The sequence below is a fragment of the Anabaena sp. FACHB-595 genome (assembly GCF_048568275.1).
Taxonomy (GTDB): Bacteria; Cyanobacteriota; Cyanobacteriia; order Cyanobacteriales; family Nostocaceae; genus Trichormus.
In genome coordinates this window covers 1,236,437-1,253,818 of sequence record NZ_CP183473.1, presented here as the reverse complement: position 1 = coordinate 1,253,818, position 17,382 = coordinate 1,236,437, and the positions used below count along the sequence as shown (strand labels likewise).

The 17,382-nt window shown below is 39.4% G+C and carries 12 protein-coding genes and 1 pseudogene; 10 read left to right on the top strand and 3 right to left on the bottom strand.

Features of this window, described 5'->3' with window-relative positions; genetic code table 11:
• Nucleotides 1-24: 24 nt before the first annotated feature.
• From ACN222_RS05330 to ACN222_RS05310, 5 genes are all read left to right on the top strand, one after another.
• Nucleotides 25-1,209 (top strand): response regulator, encoded by a 1,185-nt coding sequence (locus ACN222_RS05330; protein WP_010995246.1) that lies wholly within the window; start codon nt 25-27, stop codon nt 1,207-1,209.
• Between the two features lie 276 nt (nt 1,210-1,485).
• Nucleotides 1,486-1,848 (top strand): response regulator transcription factor, encoded by a 363-nt coding sequence (locus tag ACN222_RS05325; protein WP_010995245.1) that lies wholly within the window; start codon nt 1,486-1,488, stop codon nt 1,846-1,848.
• A 20-nt stretch (nt 1,849-1,868) separates the two neighbouring features.
• Nucleotides 1,869-2,369, top strand: coding sequence for a chemotaxis protein CheW (locus tag ACN222_RS05320; protein WP_010995244.1), 501 nt, complete (start codon nt 1,869-1,871; stop codon nt 2,367-2,369).
• Between the two features lie 152 nt (nt 2,370-2,521).
• The gene (locus ACN222_RS05315; protein ID WP_044522787.1) at nt 2,522-5,824 is read left to right on the top strand and encodes a GAF domain-containing protein; all 3,303 of its coding nucleotides are present in this window, start codon (nt 2,522-2,524) and stop codon (nt 5,822-5,824) included.
• A gap of 192 nt (nt 5,825-6,016) precedes the next feature.
• A complete protein-coding gene (locus ACN222_RS05310) occupies nt 6,017-9,559 on the top strand; it encodes a hybrid sensor histidine kinase/response regulator (protein WP_010995242.1) in 3,543 nt (1,180 codons plus the stop codon).
• A 38-nt stretch (nt 9,560-9,597) separates the two neighbouring features.
• Here the strand turns inward: ACN222_RS05310 and ACN222_RS05305 are convergent, their stop codons facing one another.
• Nucleotides 9,598-10,035, bottom strand: a complete 438-nt coding sequence (locus tag ACN222_RS05305; protein ID WP_010995241.1) for a low molecular weight phosphatase family protein — start codon at nt 10,033-10,035, stop codon at nt 9,598-9,600.
• 14 nt (nt 10,036-10,049) lie between these two features.
• On the opposite strand from ACN222_RS05305, the gene ACN222_RS05300 reads away from it, so the two are divergent.
• The 3 genes and pseudogenes from ACN222_RS05300 to ACN222_RS05290 all read left to right on the top strand — a co-directional run.
• Nucleotides 10,050-10,259, top strand: a complete 210-nt coding sequence (locus tag ACN222_RS05300; RefSeq protein WP_126987159.1) for a hypothetical protein — start codon at nt 10,050-10,052, stop codon at nt 10,257-10,259.
• Nucleotides 10,260-10,508: 249 nt separating this feature from the next.
• Nucleotides 10,509-11,294 carry an SMI1/KNR4 family protein gene (locus ACN222_RS05295; RefSeq protein WP_010995239.1) on the top strand — a complete coding sequence of 262 codons (786 nt, stop codon included), beginning with the start codon at nt 10,509-10,511 and terminating at the stop codon, nt 11,292-11,294.
• A gap of 494 nt (nt 11,295-11,788) precedes the next feature.
• Nucleotides 11,789-11,887, top strand: a pseudogene (locus ACN222_RS05290) (four helix bundle protein); the annotation flags it as partial.
• Nucleotides 11,888-12,052: 165 nt separating this feature from the next.
• Here the strand turns inward: ACN222_RS05290 and ACN222_RS05285 are convergent.
• Nucleotides 12,053-12,937 (bottom strand): pirin family protein, encoded by an 885-nt coding sequence (locus ACN222_RS05285; RefSeq protein ID WP_044522785.1) that lies wholly within the window; start codon nt 12,935-12,937, stop codon nt 12,053-12,055.
• 130 nt (nt 12,938-13,067) lie between these two features.
• Between ACN222_RS05285 and msrA the strand changes: the two genes are divergently transcribed.
• Nucleotides 13,068-13,559, top strand: a complete 492-nt coding sequence (gene msrA / locus ACN222_RS05280; protein WP_010995236.1) for a peptide-methionine (S)-S-oxide reductase MsrA — start codon at nt 13,068-13,070, stop codon at nt 13,557-13,559.
• Between the two features lie 330 nt (nt 13,560-13,889).
• Nucleotides 13,890-16,136, top strand: a complete 2,247-nt coding sequence (locus ACN222_RS05275) for an FdhF/YdeP family oxidoreductase (protein WP_010995235.1) — start codon at nt 13,890-13,892, stop codon at nt 16,134-16,136.
• 419 nt (nt 16,137-16,555) lie between these two features.
• On the opposite strand, the gene ACN222_RS05270 is transcribed toward ACN222_RS05275, so the two are convergent.
• On the bottom strand, nt 16,556-17,008 hold the full coding sequence (locus ACN222_RS05270; protein ID WP_010995234.1) for a hypothetical protein: 453 nt from the start codon (nt 17,006-17,008) through the stop codon (nt 16,556-16,558).
• Nucleotides 17,009-17,382 lie beyond the last annotated feature (374 nt).

The window sequence follows — 17,382 nt, the reverse complement described above, 5'->3', positions numbered from 1 at the left end:
TCAAGTACAATTTCCCCCGGTCTGATGGTATCAAATAACGTACTTAATGAATTTAAAACTTGTACCCAACTCCAATATAATGGACAGTTAATTATTAGTAGTCCTAAAGGGCAGCAATGGACTTTCTATTATCGCTTGGGTAGGATAGTTTGGGCAACAGGAGGAACTCATCCTTTTCGTCGCTGGCGTAGACTCATGGCTCAACATTGCCCACAGATTGATGTTGATAAAATGCAACTGCGCTCGCAAGATATATCGATGAGTTACTGGGATTATCGCCTATTGGAAATTTTGTATAAAAAGCAGAAGATTCAACGGGAGCAAATTCATATTATTGTTGATAATACCATCAACGAACTTTTGTTTGAATTAGCCCAACAAAGTAATTTTGTCACTATTAGTTGTGAACGTAACCAAAAAGTTGTCTTAGAGACACCGATGAGTTTCACGAGTGCAGATGTGTCAATGAAACAGATGCTAGAATCGTGGAAAAATTGGTCAGAAGCAGGCTTGGTAAATATTTGTCCTGACTTAGCACCAATAATTTGCAGACCAGAACAACTCCAGCAACAGGTAAGTCCATCTGTCTACAAGAACTTTGTCACTTTAATTAATGGCAAATCCACATTGCGAGATTTGGCTGCCAAAATGAGGCAGAATGTTTTACCAGTCTCCCGTTCTTTGCTGCCCTACGTCCTCAAAGGAATCATCGAATTGGTGGAGTTGCCCGATTTACCTTTAGCTGTGGTAGAAACTCTAGATAAGTCGACCTCTGCACAACCTACAAAATCCAAGGTTCCGGTGATAGCCTGTGTAGATGATAGTCCACAGGTCTGTAAACTGCTGGAAGATATTATCACCGCTAATGGGATGAAATTCATCAAGATTCAAGATGCTGTACAGGCGTTACCACTTCTGATTCAAGAGAAACCAGACTTGATATTTTTAGATTTAATCATGCCAGTGGCTAGTGGTTATGAAATCTGTACACAATTGCGGCGAATTTCTACTTTTGCTAACACACCAGTAATTATCTTAACGGGCAATGATGGTCTTTTAGATCGAGTACGTGCTAAGGTTGTCGGTTCTACCGACTTTATCACAAAACCCGTAGCAGCAGATAGGGTGATGAGTGTAGTCCGTAAATACTTACCTATGCAACCTATATCTACCGCAAAAACAGGATCTCGTTTAGAATTCTGTCAATAAGTTAAGTGTCTCGAATTGATGGATAAGTCGGATTTTTAATGGTCTAGAGCAATTGACATTTCAAGATGAATTGTTGTTAAACGTGGTACATAATTATTTATAAGAAATAAGTAAATTTCAGTCAACAAAATCTGAAGTATACGTATTTTTTCTGAGCCATATTTAACAGTAAGATATCAAAATTATAACAAAACTCTAGCCCGTAATTATCAGGATTAAATACACAATTTGTCTTTGATATATTAGCTAAAACCAACAATTTTACAGGGAATTATCATGAATACTGTGTTAGTTATCGAGGATGGTCTCACCGACCGCGAAATTCTTAGTCGTTACTTACAACAAGCTGGCTATTCTGTAATTAGTGCCACCAGCAGTGAAGAAGCCCAAGAAAAATTAGATACAACTCAGCCCGATTTAATATTTCTCGATGTAATTTTACCAGGTAAAAGTGGGTTTGAAATTTGTCGAGAATTGAAAAATAACCCAAAGACTAGCAATATCCCTGTGGTTTTTTGTTCTACCAAAAACAGTGATGTAGATAAGACTTGGGGAAATATGCTAGGTGCAGAAGCTTATCTTTCTAAGCCGATAAATCAGGAAGAGTTAACGTTAACTCTCAAAAAATTATCTAGATAAAATTTGCCGACAATCGACCAATGCTTAATCAATTAAAGGGTGAAAATTTGGAAAGTCAGCAGAAATTTTTAAGCTTTAATTTGGGAATCAAAGATACAGCAGTGATTTCCTTACAGCATATTACCGAAGTTTTACAAGTGTCTTTGGTGGATATATGCGGTGTACCCCAAATGCCAGCTTGTGTTCTAGGTGTGTATAACTGGCGTGGTGAAATGTTGTGGTTAGTAGATTTAGAAGAAATGTTAGGTTACCCACCACTGTCCAACACAAGCAACTTTTTGGCAAAAATGATGGCAATTGTCTTGGAAGATGATGGTAAATATTTGGGGATTCTAGTCCGGCAAATGATGGATATTGAGTTTCTAGATCAGAATCAAATGAAAGCCCCATCGGCTGAGTTATTCTCATCATCAATTTCCGATTTTTTGCAAGGATACTTCATTAATAATGAAGAGAAAATGATGTTCAACTTAGATGCTAGTGCTATTATTCATTCTCCTATGTGGCTTACTCATAATTAATCATCAATAAAGCACTCTTGATTATAGATTTCAAAACCTATAATCTCCACAATAACTTAGATTTGCTAACCATTACATATCAATCAATACAAGTGTAACATTAATTAGCAAATATCAAATGATTAAACTAAAAAAAATTGAGGTTGATGCAGATGACAATTGCAAAATACAACAGCAAGGAAAATGAGAAGGCTGCTACTGTTTCTCCATTAGAAAATCCCAACTTAGCCAATAACGTCCAGAAAGAAGAAATCGGAGTCAGCGAGAGCGCCCAAGAAGTAAAAATGTGGCGACAGCAGTTGCAAGATATCATCACGCAGATGCGCCAAGTATCAGATTGGGATGCAGTGTTAAGAATTACTGTGGCGAAAGTTAGAGAAAAAATTGCTTGCGATCGCGCTTTAATTTATCAGTTTACTTCACCTGAGTCTGGAACGGTTTTAGCAGAATCTAGAACTCTTGGTTGGACACCAACAATGGGGGAAATTCTGCCAGGGATTACCTTTGGTTTAGATACTAATCGAGACTATATAGAGCCGATAACTATTAATAATGTTGCTCAAATCCAACTTACCCCTTATCAAAAACAGTTACTGGATAAATTCCAAATTAAAGCTAGTTTAAGTTTACCAATAGTAGCAGGTGGTAAAGTTTGGGGTTTGTTGGTAGTGACTGGCTGCGTTAGTGCTAGAAACTGGAAAGAAACAGAAATAACTCTATTAACTCAAGTTAGTACAGAGTTAACCTATAGATTGCAGAATTTTGAGTTTCAAACTCAATTAAAACTGCAAAATCAGGCTAAACAAGCCGTATCTAAAGTGATGGAGAAAATCTTACGAGTATCAAATATCGATAAGATTTTTCAAACCACTACTCAAGAAATCCGTCAATTATTGAAGTGCGATCGCGTCGCTGTTTATCGCTTCAATCCTGATTGGAGTGGGGAATTTGTTGCAGAATCTGTAGGTAGTGGTTGGGTAAAACTGGTAGGCCCTGATATCAAGACTGTTTGGGAAGATACCCACTTACAAGAAACCCAAGGTGGACGTTATCGCCATCAAGAAAGTTTTGTCGTTAATGATATTTATGAAGCCGGTCATTTTTCTTGCCATCTAGAAATTTTAGAACAGTTTGAAATCAAAGCTTACATTATTGTTCCTGTGTTTGCTGCGGAAAAATTATGGGGTTTATTGGCAGCTTATCAAAACTCTGGTACCCGTGAGTGGGTAGAGTGGGAATCTAGTTTTTTGACTCAAGTTGGTTTGCAATTTGGCATAGCTATTTCTCATGCAGAATATTTAGAACAAACGCGATTGCAATCTGAGCAAATGATACGGATTGCTGAACAAGAAAAAATCTTCACCAGAATAGTTAACCGTATTCGTCAGGCTTCAGATGTAGAAACTATTTTTAAAACCACAACTCAAGATGTACGTCAATCATTACGATGCGATCGCGTAGCCGTTTATCGCTTTAGTCCTGATTGGGGTGGTGAATTTGTCGCTGAGTCAGTTGCTTCTGGATGGACAAAAGTAGTGGGGCCAAATATCAAAACTATTATAGATGATACCTACCTACAAGATACTAAAGGTGGACGCTATGCCAAAGGAGAAAATCATGTTGTCAATGATATTTATACAGTAGGTTTTGCACCCTGTCACGTCGAGACATTAGAGCAGTTTGAAGCCAGATCTTATATCATCGTGCCTATCTTTTTTGGCGATAAATTATGGGGCTTACTTGCAGCATACCAAAACTCTAGCCCCCGCGATTGGCAATCTTGGGAAGTCAACTTTTTAACTCAGATCGCCCTACAATTTAGCCTTGCTAAATCGCAATTAGACTATCTAGAACAGGTACAAATAAAATCTGAGAAAATAGCTCAGATGGCGGAACAAGAAAAAGCTTTTACCAAAATAGTTAACCGCATTCGTCAAGCCGTAGATATCGATGATATTTTCAAAATAACCACCCAAGAAGTCCGACAATTATTAAGGAGCGATCGCGTCGCTGTTTATCGCTTCAATCCTAATTGGGGTGGCGAGTTTGTGGCAGAATCAGTAGCTAATAATTGGGTCAAACTCGTAGGGACTGATATCAAAACTGTTTGGGAAGATACCTACATCCAAGAAACTCAAGGCGGTCGATATGCCAAAGGTGAAACCTTGGTTGTTAATGATCTGTACGAAGCAGGCCATTCTCCCTGTCATTTGGAGATATTAGAACAATTTGAAGTCAGAGCTTATGTGATTGTTCCTGTGTTTATTAACGAACAATTATGGGGATTGCTAGCAACTTATCAAAATTCCGGCCCTCGTGATTGGGAACAATCCCAAGTTAGCTTACTAGCGCGGGTGGGCGATCAGTTGGGATTAGCCCTGCAACAGACTGAATATCTGCAACAACTGCAAGCACAATCAGCACAGCTAGCAGAAGCCGCAACGAGGGAAAAAGCAGCCAAAGAGTTACTGCAACAGCGTTCTATTCAACTACTGATGGCTGTGCGACCAGCTTTAAATGGTGATTTGACAGTCCGCGCACCCATTACAGAAGATGAACTAGGTACCATTGCCGACGCTTACAATAACACCTTGCAAGCCTTGCGGCAAATTGTCTTACAAGTGCAAACATCTTCTCAACAAGTCGCCCAAACCTCCAGCGATAGCAATGCTTCACTTGCAGGCTTGAATAACTTAGCTCAACAACAATCCCAAGAAATTACTACAGCCTTGGGTGAAATTCAACGGATGCTAGACTCTACCCAAGCTGTGGTAGCTAGCGCCGAGTTGGTACAAGTGGCGGTACAACAAGCAAACAAAACTGTCGAATCTGGTGACGCGGCGATGAACCTCACAGTTCAAGCCATCCAAGCAATTCGAGAAACTGTAGCGCAAACCAGCAAAAAAATTAAGCGCTTGAGTGAATCTTCGCAAAAAATCTCCAAAGTGGTGAACTTGATTAGTAGTTTTGCCACCCAGACAAACGTTCTGGCTTTGAACGCAGCTATAGAAGCCACCCGTGCAGGGGAATATGGCAAAGGTTTCGCAGTTGTAGCCGATGAAGTCCGTTCATTATCTCGCCAGTCAGCTGCCGCCACAATTGAAATTGAAAAACTAGTCCAAGAGATTCAGGAGGAAACGGGAGAAGTAGCGGTAGCGATGGAAACCGGGATTCAGCAGGTAGTGGAAGGAACAAACTTTGTCAGTGAAACAAGGCACAACTTAAATGCGATCGTTTTTGCAACTGCTGAAATTAGTCAATTAATTCAACAAATTACTGATGCAACCCAAAAACAAATGGGGCAATCTGTATTAGTCACAAATTCGATGAAAGATGTGGCAGCGATCGCTAATAAAACTTTTGCAGAATCTCAAGATATTGCCACCGTCTTCCAAGACTTATCAGGTATGGCACAAGATTTGTTAACAACTGCTAGTAAGTTCAAAGTGAATTAATAATTAGGGACTGGAGATTGGGGATTGGGGGCTAGGAACTAGCTAGTAACGTATCAATTTTGTAGTAAAGATTTTAATCCTAACTTGAGAAGTACTACAGCCCTATCTGCCAACCCTCAAAACTATCTTGAAAAATAACCTACCCAATCGCCAGTACCCCATTCCCAGTAACCAATCCCCAGTACCCAAATTATGATTACTGATACCGAAATTCGTGAACAAGGCTATATTTATTTTTTAGCAGAAGCGCCAGATTTAATTCAAACTATCGAGCAAGAATTGTTCAGTTTGTCTGAAAATCATAGTATAGCCAGAGTGCATAATTTAATGCGGGCTACTCATACAATTAAGGGTGGTGCTGCTACTGTTGGGCTAGAAACAATTCAGATGATAGCCCATTCTTTGGAGGATGTATTTAAGGCTTTATATAGCCCTAATGTAGTTATAGATGCTGAGTTACAAACTTATTTGTTTCAGGCTTATGAATGTTTGCAATTGGCATTAACATCAGAATTAACAGGCAGCATTATTAACGAAGAAGAACTTTTACAAAGAGCTACTACTATATTTGCTAAACTCCAAGGAAAATTAGGCGATAATTTTGGTGATGATTCTCATATCCCTACATCTGAAGAGTTAGGCTTTGATATTGTTCAATCTATATTTGAAGTAGGTGTACAGCAACGTTTAGGAAGCATTATTGAAGCTCTTACTAACATAGAAGATGATACAGAATTAATAGATTTTTTCAGTTCCCAATTAGATGTATTTCTCGGACTGGCAGAATCTTTAAATTTACCTGGTTTTGGCGAAATTGCACAAACAGCTTTGACAGCGTTACAAACCAATCCTAATCAAGTGCGCCAAATTATTGAGATTGCCCATGCTGATTTAGAGCAGGCTCAATGCAATATATTAGCAGGCGATCGCACTCATGGCGGTACACCTTCTGCTGCTTTACGGGAACTGACATCAGTTGTTACAAATAAAGCATCTGAAACCATCAATTCAGAATTTTTAATTAATCAAGCAGAATTTTACGAGTTTTTAACTACATCAAGCAATAATAAAAGTGAGTGCCTTAAACCCACAACAGCCCAATCATATTTAAAGGTAGTTCATTATATTTTTGGCTGGTTTAACCATGAAGTAGAAATACCACCATCAGCATTGCACTGGGATTTACTCATCAATAATCAGGAGTTTTTACAACCAATTGAATATATTGAAACTTGGCTCAATAAATTTTTAGAATATGTTCGACATGAAACAGATAGCCAAAGTCTTTGTCTATATCGTCAGGGTATTGTTTTAATTATACTTTTAGCCGTTGTAAGATTTCAGTATTCAGTTAAAAAAACTGCCGACAATATTCTAATTATCCAAGCTCTACAAACTAAAATCGGTTTAGTCGCTCAAGAATATAAGCAATATCCTCCTATTACTGCTCAAGAGAAAAACTGGACTGACAATCCTCAATTACAAAAACTTCTTGTTTTTAAAGATATATCAAATTCCTCACCCAACATCAATGATGGACTGTTAGAAGCAATTTGGGGAGGAGAAGTTAATGAAGATGACGCTCAAGTTGAGCCACAAATAGAAGCTAATGATATTTCTGAATCTACAACATCTTTAGCTGTAGCGGAAAAATTAAGTACGGAAATTACAGAAACAGCCCTTGATGTTGTTAATGAGCAAATAATTGATAAAGTTAAAAATCATCAAAGTAAAAAGGGTCAGAAAGGCTCATCGGTGCGTGTAGAAGTTGAGGGATTAGAACGCATTAATTATTTGGCTAGTGAACTGCTAATTCACCAAAAAAGACGCACTTTAAATGATGAACAAGTGCAAGAAATTATCGAGCAGCTATTACAACGTCTCAACAAACACCAAGAAACTTTAAATCAACTCCGTGATTTACCACTACAACGGCAAAGTTTAGCAACACAACATACACAAAGCTTTGCCTCAGTTAATTTTGACCCCTTAGAAATGGATGCTTATACAGAATTTCATCTGACATTACACGAAGCCATAGAAGAGACATCACAATTACAAGAAGCAACAGAGTCCATTGATTTTTTATTCAAGCAAGCTACTCAAATTAGTCATAAAAAACAAAGTTTAGCTTTCAGTTTAATAGATAACCTAGTTGAAGCGAGGATGTTACCTTTAGAAAATATCCTCAGCCGCTTCCCCCACATGGTAAAAAACCTCAGTACTGTTTACCACAAACGGGTGGATTTAAAATTTACTGGCACAGATGTACTAGTAGATAAGGCGATCGCTGAAAAGCTGTACGATCCCTTGTTACACTTAGTCCGTAATGCTTTCGATCATGGTATTGAATCTCCAGAAGTTCGCCGAGAACGTGGTAAACCAGAACAAGGTGTGATTGAAATCTGCGCTTATCATCAAGGAAGTCAAACAATTATCGAAGTCAGAGATGATGGACAAGGCTTAAAGTTAGATAGCATTCGCAAAAAAGCTATTGAACTGAATTTCATCTCCAAGAAAGATGAGTCCAAAGGCTATTTATCTCAAATCAATGATTCTGAACTATTAGAATTCATGTTCGCACCAGGATTTACTACTGCGGAAAAAGTTAGTGAACTTTCTGGACGCGGGATGGGACTAGATATTGTCCGTTCTCAACTGCAAGCACTCAACGGCTCAATTTCTGTGCAGACTTTGCCTAATCAAGGCACAAAATTTATCCTTAAAATCCCTTTTTCTATGACTACCGATCAATTAATGCTAGTACAAGCTGGCGGTGTTGTTTATGCTCTACTGTTGGATAGTATTGAAAAAATAATCATTCCCTCGGCGCAACAAATTCAAGAATTTGAAGGTAAACGCGTTTTACACTGGGATGGCGGTAATGAGGATACTATGCTTAGTCTGCATCAACTCTCAGAGTTGATGTATTACAATGGTAGCTGCTTTAATAATTTAAATACGAGTAATTTACTGCCTGAGCATAATACAGAAGAGATAAATCATCCTGTGTTATTACTGAGACGAAACCAAGGCATTTTCGCTTTACAAGTTGACCAAATTATCGGTGAACAAGAACTAGTAATTAGACCATTGGGAAATGCGATCGCTCCCCCCAAATATGTTTATGGTTCCAGCAGTTTAGCTAATGGCAACCTCATGCTAGTTATTGATGGTGCTTTATTATTAGAATCCGTGGAGATGCAGGCAACCCTTGATACTTTAGCACTACCAACAGATGAATATGCCAATAAACAAGCCTTATCAATATCCCCATCTAATATTCCATCTCTACCTTTATTATCCGCTACTGTAGAGACCAATCAAAAATTATCAAAAGTAATTTTAGTAGTGGATGATGCTATTAGTTTGCGGCAAACTCTATCCTTAACTCTGCAAAAATCTGGTTATCAAGTAATCCAAGCACAAAACGGTGCTGAAGCTCTAGAACAGTTACAACGACACCCAGAAATTCAACTTGTTGTTTCCGATTTAGAAATGCCCCGGATGAATGGGTTTGAATTTTTAAGCCATATTCAGCACAATCCCCAATACACTAAAATTCCTGTAATAATTCTCACTTCTCGTAGTGCGGAAAAGCATCGTCAACTCGCCAAAGAATTAGGTGCAAAAGCTTATTTATCAAAACCTTATTTAGAGCATGAGTTGATCAATCATATTGAAAGTTTAATTAATTCAGCAAAAGACTATTTAAATCGGTTACTCACAGTTTGAAGAAGAGGTATAATTTTCTGAGGGCGATCGCAGAGTGACTAACTTTGAGCTAATTGTTCTATAAGTTGCAGTAGATGTTTCTCAATTTGCCCAAGGGCTGCGGTTGCAGAGGTTTTATCGATGTCGTGAACTAGCCAGTATTCAATTGCATCAACCCATTGAGGAAAGCGCTCATTCATTAGTGGACGGTGTTCTGATTCATCTAGGGCAATAACCCTGGTAGCTGATTGAAAATCTGGCTCACAGGCTGGCTTAGGAAACCGTTCATCATCAGATATATTTACTAAACGCGCTGCTAGAGCCTCAGCCGCGTATTGGGAAATTGCCCCCACATTATTTACACCCCGTTCAAGTGCTAATCCTCTGGAATCAGCTTGCCAATCTAACCCTTGTTTGGTAGCCAACTGATTGAATAGGTGTTCGGCAAAGCGACTGCGGTAGTAGTTACCTGTACACAAGAACAATATTTTATTCATTTGACTACGTGATTTTGACTAAACCTACAGGCTTTGTACTGGTAAATGGGTTCTTGGCAACTTTTGGTGATCTTGGTTGGGACAAGGCAGAAGGCAGACGACAGACGGCAGAAGGAAGGAAGAAGAAAAAATTCCCACAATTGAAGCTTTGCTTGGATTATAGAACATCTGCATCACAACAAAGTCGTAAGCGATCGCCCCCAAAAGGTCACAAGTCCCAATGAGGATAAAAAAACGTCTTAAAACCTTCTGCCTAGCCTTCGGCAACGCTTCCGCGAACTGCCTCCTGCCTTCTGCCTTAAAGTGCGTAAGCTTTCATCATCACCAAAATCTGACAAGAACCGAAGCAATTCACTTGCGCCTTGGCGATCGCTTCCCTATACTTCTGATACGCTAAACTTGGTGTATAACAAAAAGTTGCAACTTGCCAAACTGCTGTACGTTATGGTTCTCCGATTTTAGGTAAGAGCTTGATGAATATAGGATCATCCGGTGAACAACAGGTATCACATACAGAAAAGGTTATAGTTATATGTCCAAACTGCTCTCAAAAACTACGTACTCCAATTGATCGAGGTGAATTAAGGCTGGCATGTCCCAAGTGTAAGCACAATTGGCAGTGGTCTCCAGGTACAAACATTACAATTCAGATTGAACGCATCAAAGAAAAGCTTGAGAAAGCTAGACAACTTCAAAGTGTTCAGAATCAACTTTACCAAGAGTTTTACCCCTCAACCGATCCATTGAACTATAGCTTTAAATTCAATCCTCCACTCAGTTCGCATAAAATTGATGCTTGGGAGACCAAGTATAACACTTTTCTTCCAGTAGAGTACCGAAGTTTTCTTGAACAAATTGGGAATGGAGGCGGGGAAGTTCATGGGATGGAAATGCTGCGGCTAGAAGATTGGGCTATTGGTCTGTGTTTCGGCGATGAAGACAAAGCACTCATAGCTCCAAGTCAGCCTTGCCTTTTGCTTGAAGAGTACCAAAGTGATGAAGCATGGGAGCGATGGCTTGTCGAGATCGCTGGCGAACATTGGGAACAGAAGTACGAGCAAGAACTCTGGTCACCACAATTTGGAACAATTACTGTTTGTAAGGATGTATGTGGACCATTTGGGTTTATGGTCTTGAATGGATCGCTGAAAGGGCGAATTGGTTGGTTTCTAGCTGATTGGGGTCCACCTACTTTTGAATCATCAGCAACGTTTTTAGATTGGTATGAGTTATGGCTTGATGGCTTGATAGCAATTTAGCTGAAGCAGCAGAAGCCTCACGCCAGAATCTTTGATTTGGCGTGAGATGAATGCGAGTGAGTCAACGATTCCACCCCAGAGTCGAATTTCAAGCTAAGTGCGGTAGAGACTTTGCAATGCAACGTCTCTACAACGATAAATGTAGGGTTTTCGTCTTTAATACACATTAGGCGTAATATATTTTTTCTTACATTTTCATCTTCAATTTCTTCAGCCACAAACTCTGCATTATCGGACAGTTTATTAGCAATTGTTATTTGGATGCCTAAGCCAGGAAGTCACCCCCCTGACTCGGCTACAAACTTAACCTAATTATTTCTGCTCGGTCTTTGACTTTCTGTGGTACGTCCGCTTTTCTCAGGTTTAAAAGGTTTTGGTCTTGTTTACTAGTCAGGAATACTCTTAAACGAGCGCCCATATACAAGTTCCCTTGGTAGTTGTATTCCCCATATTTACTTATCTTTACATAGTTGGGTTTTTTCGTGCCTACTTACTTAGATTTAGCGGACAAAAACCTTTTTAGTCCCATATTAAATGAAGTTGAGAAAATGCAAAGTATATTAGTTGCTACTTTAAACAAACTCAAGGGTTGAAATTATTACTTCTACTCCTCCGACTTCTGCCTTGCCCCAACCAAGATCACCAAAAGTTGCCAAGAACCTGTAAATGGGTGTATTTGCAAGATATCTAGGCTACTTTTCAATAAATCAGATGGTTGCAATCAAGTGATTTTGTACCAATACCGGAGAGCGGCCTAATTACAAAGGATTAGCCTCTGTCGCCACTTCAGGGAGTGGAATCAACTCTGTTTCATCTGGCACAGTAGCAAAGCGACAGTCTCGCCAATCGGCTTTAGCTTTCTCTATTCGCTCTGGTCGGCTAGAGACAAAATTCCACCATTTGTAGCGTGTACCCAATGGCTCTCCACCAATCACAATACACCGAGCTGTGTCAGTAGCAGAAACCTTGACCTCGTGGCCTGACTCTAGGATGGCGAGGCGATATGGCTCTAGAGGTTGATCATTAATACTCAGTCCTTCTGTAACACTGTATACTGCTCTCTCTGAATAACCAGTAGGAATAGTGAAGTGACCATTGGCAGATAGCAGCCCATCTAAATAGAGGATGGGTGAAAAAACTTTTACAGGTGAGGTATAACCATGTGCTTCTCCAGCAATAAGCTTGATGGTAACGTTATTCTCGTCCCAGGTGGGAAGGTTTTCATCTGGATAATGAGTGAACCAAGGCTCAGTTTCTTCGTATTCAACAGGCAAAGCAATCCAGGTTTGTATACCATGAATATTAGCTTCGTTGTGACGGTCAAAGTCGGGCGATCTTTCTGAATGTACAATCCCCTTTCCCGCCGTCATCCAGTTCACCGCACCCGGTTGAATCTCTTGTACGATACCTAAACTATCGCGGTGCATTATAGAACCATCGAATAAGTAAGTTAGGGTAGCAATATTGATATGAGGATGTGGTCGTACATCAATACCTTTGTTGGGTGGTAAAACAGATGGGCCAAGATGATCAAAAAATATAAATGGCCCGACCATTTGGCGATGTGGATATGGCAGACTACGGCGGGCAACAAACCCACCCAAATCTTTAACTTCAGGTTCAATCAATTGAAGTATTGCCATAAGTAGTGGGGGGTAATTGGTGGATGCTGGAATCATTATAAGTAGATCCACCTGACAAAAAGCTCACCTTTATGAATTATCTATTTGTTGCGATGAGCTACATAACAGTTTGCAGGGAGCAATAGAGAAGATGGAATTAAAGATTGGGAGTACAGAAGCACCTATGGAGAAAGCAACATTTGGGGCTGGCTGTTTTTGGGGCGTGGAGGCGGCATTTCGCAAGGTAAAAGGGGTAGTATCAACCTCAGTTGGCTATATGGGAGGGCATTTCCCTAACCCTTGCTACCTTGATGTGTTGTCGAGGATAACTGGTCATGCTGAGGTGGTGCAAATAGAATATGACCCTCAACTTGTTAGTTATGAAGATTTGTTAGCAGTTTTTTGGGATATTCATGACCCGACAACCCTAAACCGCCAGGGGCCAGATAAAGGAGAACAGTACAGGTCTGTGATCTTTTTTCACAATGAGCAGCAAGCAGAAGCGGCGCAGCAGTCAAAAGCCAAGGTTCAGGTATCAGGCAGGTTTGAACTCGATATTGTAACCGAGATTAAGCACAAGAGTGAATATTACTTAGCAACAGAGGAACATCAACAGTATTTTGAAAAGCAGGCAAAACGCTAATTGAAAAAGGCAGTCCCGATGAAGCAAGTTTCGCAGTCAAATATGAAAGATGTCTTTTCCCCATACCCGAATGGCACTAAGAAAACATGAAACTCTTGCTATGACTGGGTGTAGGGGTGATGAGAAGAACAGTATTTATGAGGTATCTTGATTTAATTATTTAGATGTTTACTTTACCCCCCTACACCCTTACACCCTTACACCCTAAAAGGCTTATACCTTAAAGATTTGCGCTTATCTTAGTGCCATTCCCCTATACCCCTTTCAATTCAGGAAGGCAGATATTTTTAGCAATAATAGTTATTAAAGCGAGTTGAGATTTAGCTAAGTATGGATAACTCATCTGAAAGCAAGTCTAGCTATCCGGCTGGGGGTGGTTTACCAGTGATTCAGTATTGGGTAGAACAAACTCTCTCACCACAGGGATTACAGTTATGGCAAACTCTGAATCATAAAAGTGCGTGTTTATCCTGTGCTTGGGGTACGGGTGGACAAAAAGGGGGATTTGTGAATGAAGCGGGAGAATATTTACAACGCTGTGCTAAAAGTGTAGAGGCGATCGCTGCGGAATTGCAACCAGGAATTAAACAAGAGTTTTTCCAAGAACATAGCATCAGTGAATTACAAAACCTCACTTCTCAAGAGTGCGATCGCTTGGGTAGACTAAGTTATCCTTTAATTCTCAGATCAGGCTCATCCCATTATCAACGTATTAGCTGGGAAGAAGTTTACCAAATCGCTACACAAGCCTTTAATTTCCCACCAGCGCGAGTTGCTAGTTATAGTTCTGGACGTTCATCCAATGAAGCTGCCTATCTACTACAATTATTCATGCGATCGCTAGGTAGCAATAATCTAGCAGACTGCTCAGATTTGTGTCACGCTCCCTCAACAGTGGGGTTAAAAAAGGTTTTTGGCTCAGGTACATCAATGGTCAGCCTAGAGAGCCTAAAACATAGTGATTGTCTTGTTTTAATTGGTTCTAACGCACCAGCAAACCATCCGCGCTTGATGAACGAATTAATCAAATTGCGGGAAAGAGGCGGAAAAGTAATTATTATTAACCCACAAGTAGAAATCGGACTAGTTAAATTTGCCTCTCCTGCATTTCCTATTAAATCTTTACTCACTGGTGGTTCAGATATATCTTCCTTATATTTACAACCAATCCCTGGGAGTGATGTAGCGTTATTTGTAGGGTTGCAAAAATCACTCATAGAACAGAATTTAATCCAAACAGAATATCTCAATGCCTATACTCAAAATTGGCAAAAAGTTGTAGATTACGCTAATCATATATCTTGGAACGACATTACTAATACCTGTGGCATATCCCAAGAAGAAATCACAGCCACTGCTTATATAATTGGGAAATCAGCACGTGTAGTTTTTGCCTGGGCAATGGGCGTAACTCAACAAGCTAACGGTGTAGATAATATTTTTAGTATTGCTAATACAGCTTTAATTACAGGTAACGCTGGTAAAATTGGCGCTGGGACTATGCCCATTCGAGGACATTCCAATGTGCAAGGATTTGGTTCGATGGGTGTGACTGTAAATTTGCGAGAAGAAATCAAACAAGCACTATCCCAAGTATTAGGAAAAACTCTGAACGAAACTCCTGGTTATCATACCCGTGATTTAATAGAAGCAGCAGAAACAGGAAAGATAGATACACTATTCTGTTTAGGGGGAAATCTGTATGCAGCCAACCCAGACTTAGAGCAAGCAAAACAGGCATTATCACAAATAGATACTATTTTTTATGTAGCGACCAAACCAAACTTAGGACATTTCCACGGATTAGCTAAACAGCAAACTCTAATATTACCTGTATTCAATCGCTTTGAAAATCCTCATAAAACCACAACTGAATCAGGCAATAATTTTGTGAGGTTAAATGATGAAGGCAAAAGTCATTTACAACCACGTAATGCTGACTTGATTTCAGAAATAGAATTAATTACAGAAATTGCTCATCGTTTACATAGTGAAACACCGATAAATTGGCGTAAACTGCAAGATACAACTTATATCAGAGAATTAATTGCTAAAACTATTCCTGGTTATGAAAAGATTGCCACAATAGACCAAACCAAACAGGAATTTGTAATTGAGAGGCGGATTTTAGAAGAACCGAAATTTACAACATCTGATGGCAAAGCGCAGATGTTTGTTACACCTTTACCACAATTATCAGTACCAACTAAAGCCGAATTTGGTGTGTCAGAGAATCAGCCAGGAATTGTGCTAATTTTGGGAACAGGACGCAGCTATGGTCAACATAATACTGTAGTTTATCGTAGTGAAGATAAATACAGAGGAATGCCTCATCGTCTCTGTATTTTAATGAATTATTTTGATGTAAAAAAAGCAGGATTACAGGAACATCAACGAGTAACAGTGAAAGGAGATAAGGGAAAATTAGACAATATTGAAATTATTTGTGGGGCAATTCTTGAAGGTGTAGCTTTTATGTTTTATCCTGAGGCTAATGTTTTATTTAAAGCAAAAATTGATCCACAAAGTGGTACACCTGCTTATAAAAGAGTGCCGGTTTGTATTCTAGCTCCCTGATTTAATTCAAAAGTTGAGCATCAAGGAATTAATCAGTATAAAATTCCATTCTTTCTTGGGTTGCGACAGTAACCATAAGTTGTCCAAATTGACAACCCATCGTTTACCAAAGGTAAGGATTTAAAACTGTGACTTTACCCATAACTTTGCCGTTGACAACACTATAACCCTTATTCTTGCGTCAGCTAATTTTGGACGAAATTGACAGTTTAGAACCATAACTTTGTCGCTAGTCCAAATTGGAGATCAGCTTGCCGTGATTCCAATCAATCATAGAACGCAGGAAAGTGCAGTTTTTTATAGAATGGAGCATAAGCGGTTATCTCACAGGCAACTGCGTCTAATTCCAACATCTCCACATCGGCTTGCTTTATTGCCTTTTTGATTGTGTTTTGTTTTTCGGAGTGGCTTTTTCTAATTTAAAAGCCATCACAACAGTCATCATCAATTTCTGCATCCCATCTAGCTGCTAGGACTTCCTCCATCATCGCCTCGATAGCGCTGACATTCCAAGTCCGTTCACGACGTTCTTGGATAGGTGTCGATAAAGGAATCAACCGTAAGCAAGCACCTTCCTGCATCAAATCAAAGAAAGTTTCTTTTTGGGGTGATTGTTTCAATTCCAGATAATCAAAGCTAGCAACATTGAGATAAAGAGTGCTGTTAGCCACTAAGGTAGACCTTCGTGGGTTAGCAAAAACTTCCATCACATCCCCTTCACCCTCGCTCTGTAATTGGCCTTCTTGGGTGTAGATGTAGTGGACTCGACCTAAATCAGCCAATAAACGCTTCATGTCGAGCTTGTTCACAATAATGCCCGTGTTTACAATACACGGAGCAGGTATCTTGGTGTCGGGTAGATGATGACTCATAAAAAAATTGAAAATGAGCAAAGTTTTGATCCAACACAGCTAGACAATTAGTTGCTCAGCTCGTTGACCCTCTACATTAAAAAAAATATCAACTTTTGAGAGCGATCGCCTAATTAATCTTTATGTACAAAACAAGACTAATTGTATAGAAAATTCAACTTGCAAATTAAATGGTATTGCGTTATAATTATCGCTCAAAAAAAAACTTAAATTGTCTAGTCCAGCATAACAAAAACTACTGGATTATGCCTTTGTAAATAAGAAGTTTATTTAAATATTTAAAATATACTGACGTAGTGACTAGACTAAGAACTCTTAAGAGGTAGAAGGCAGTAGTTAAATTCCTTTCGACTCCGCTCAAGGCAAGTCGCTCA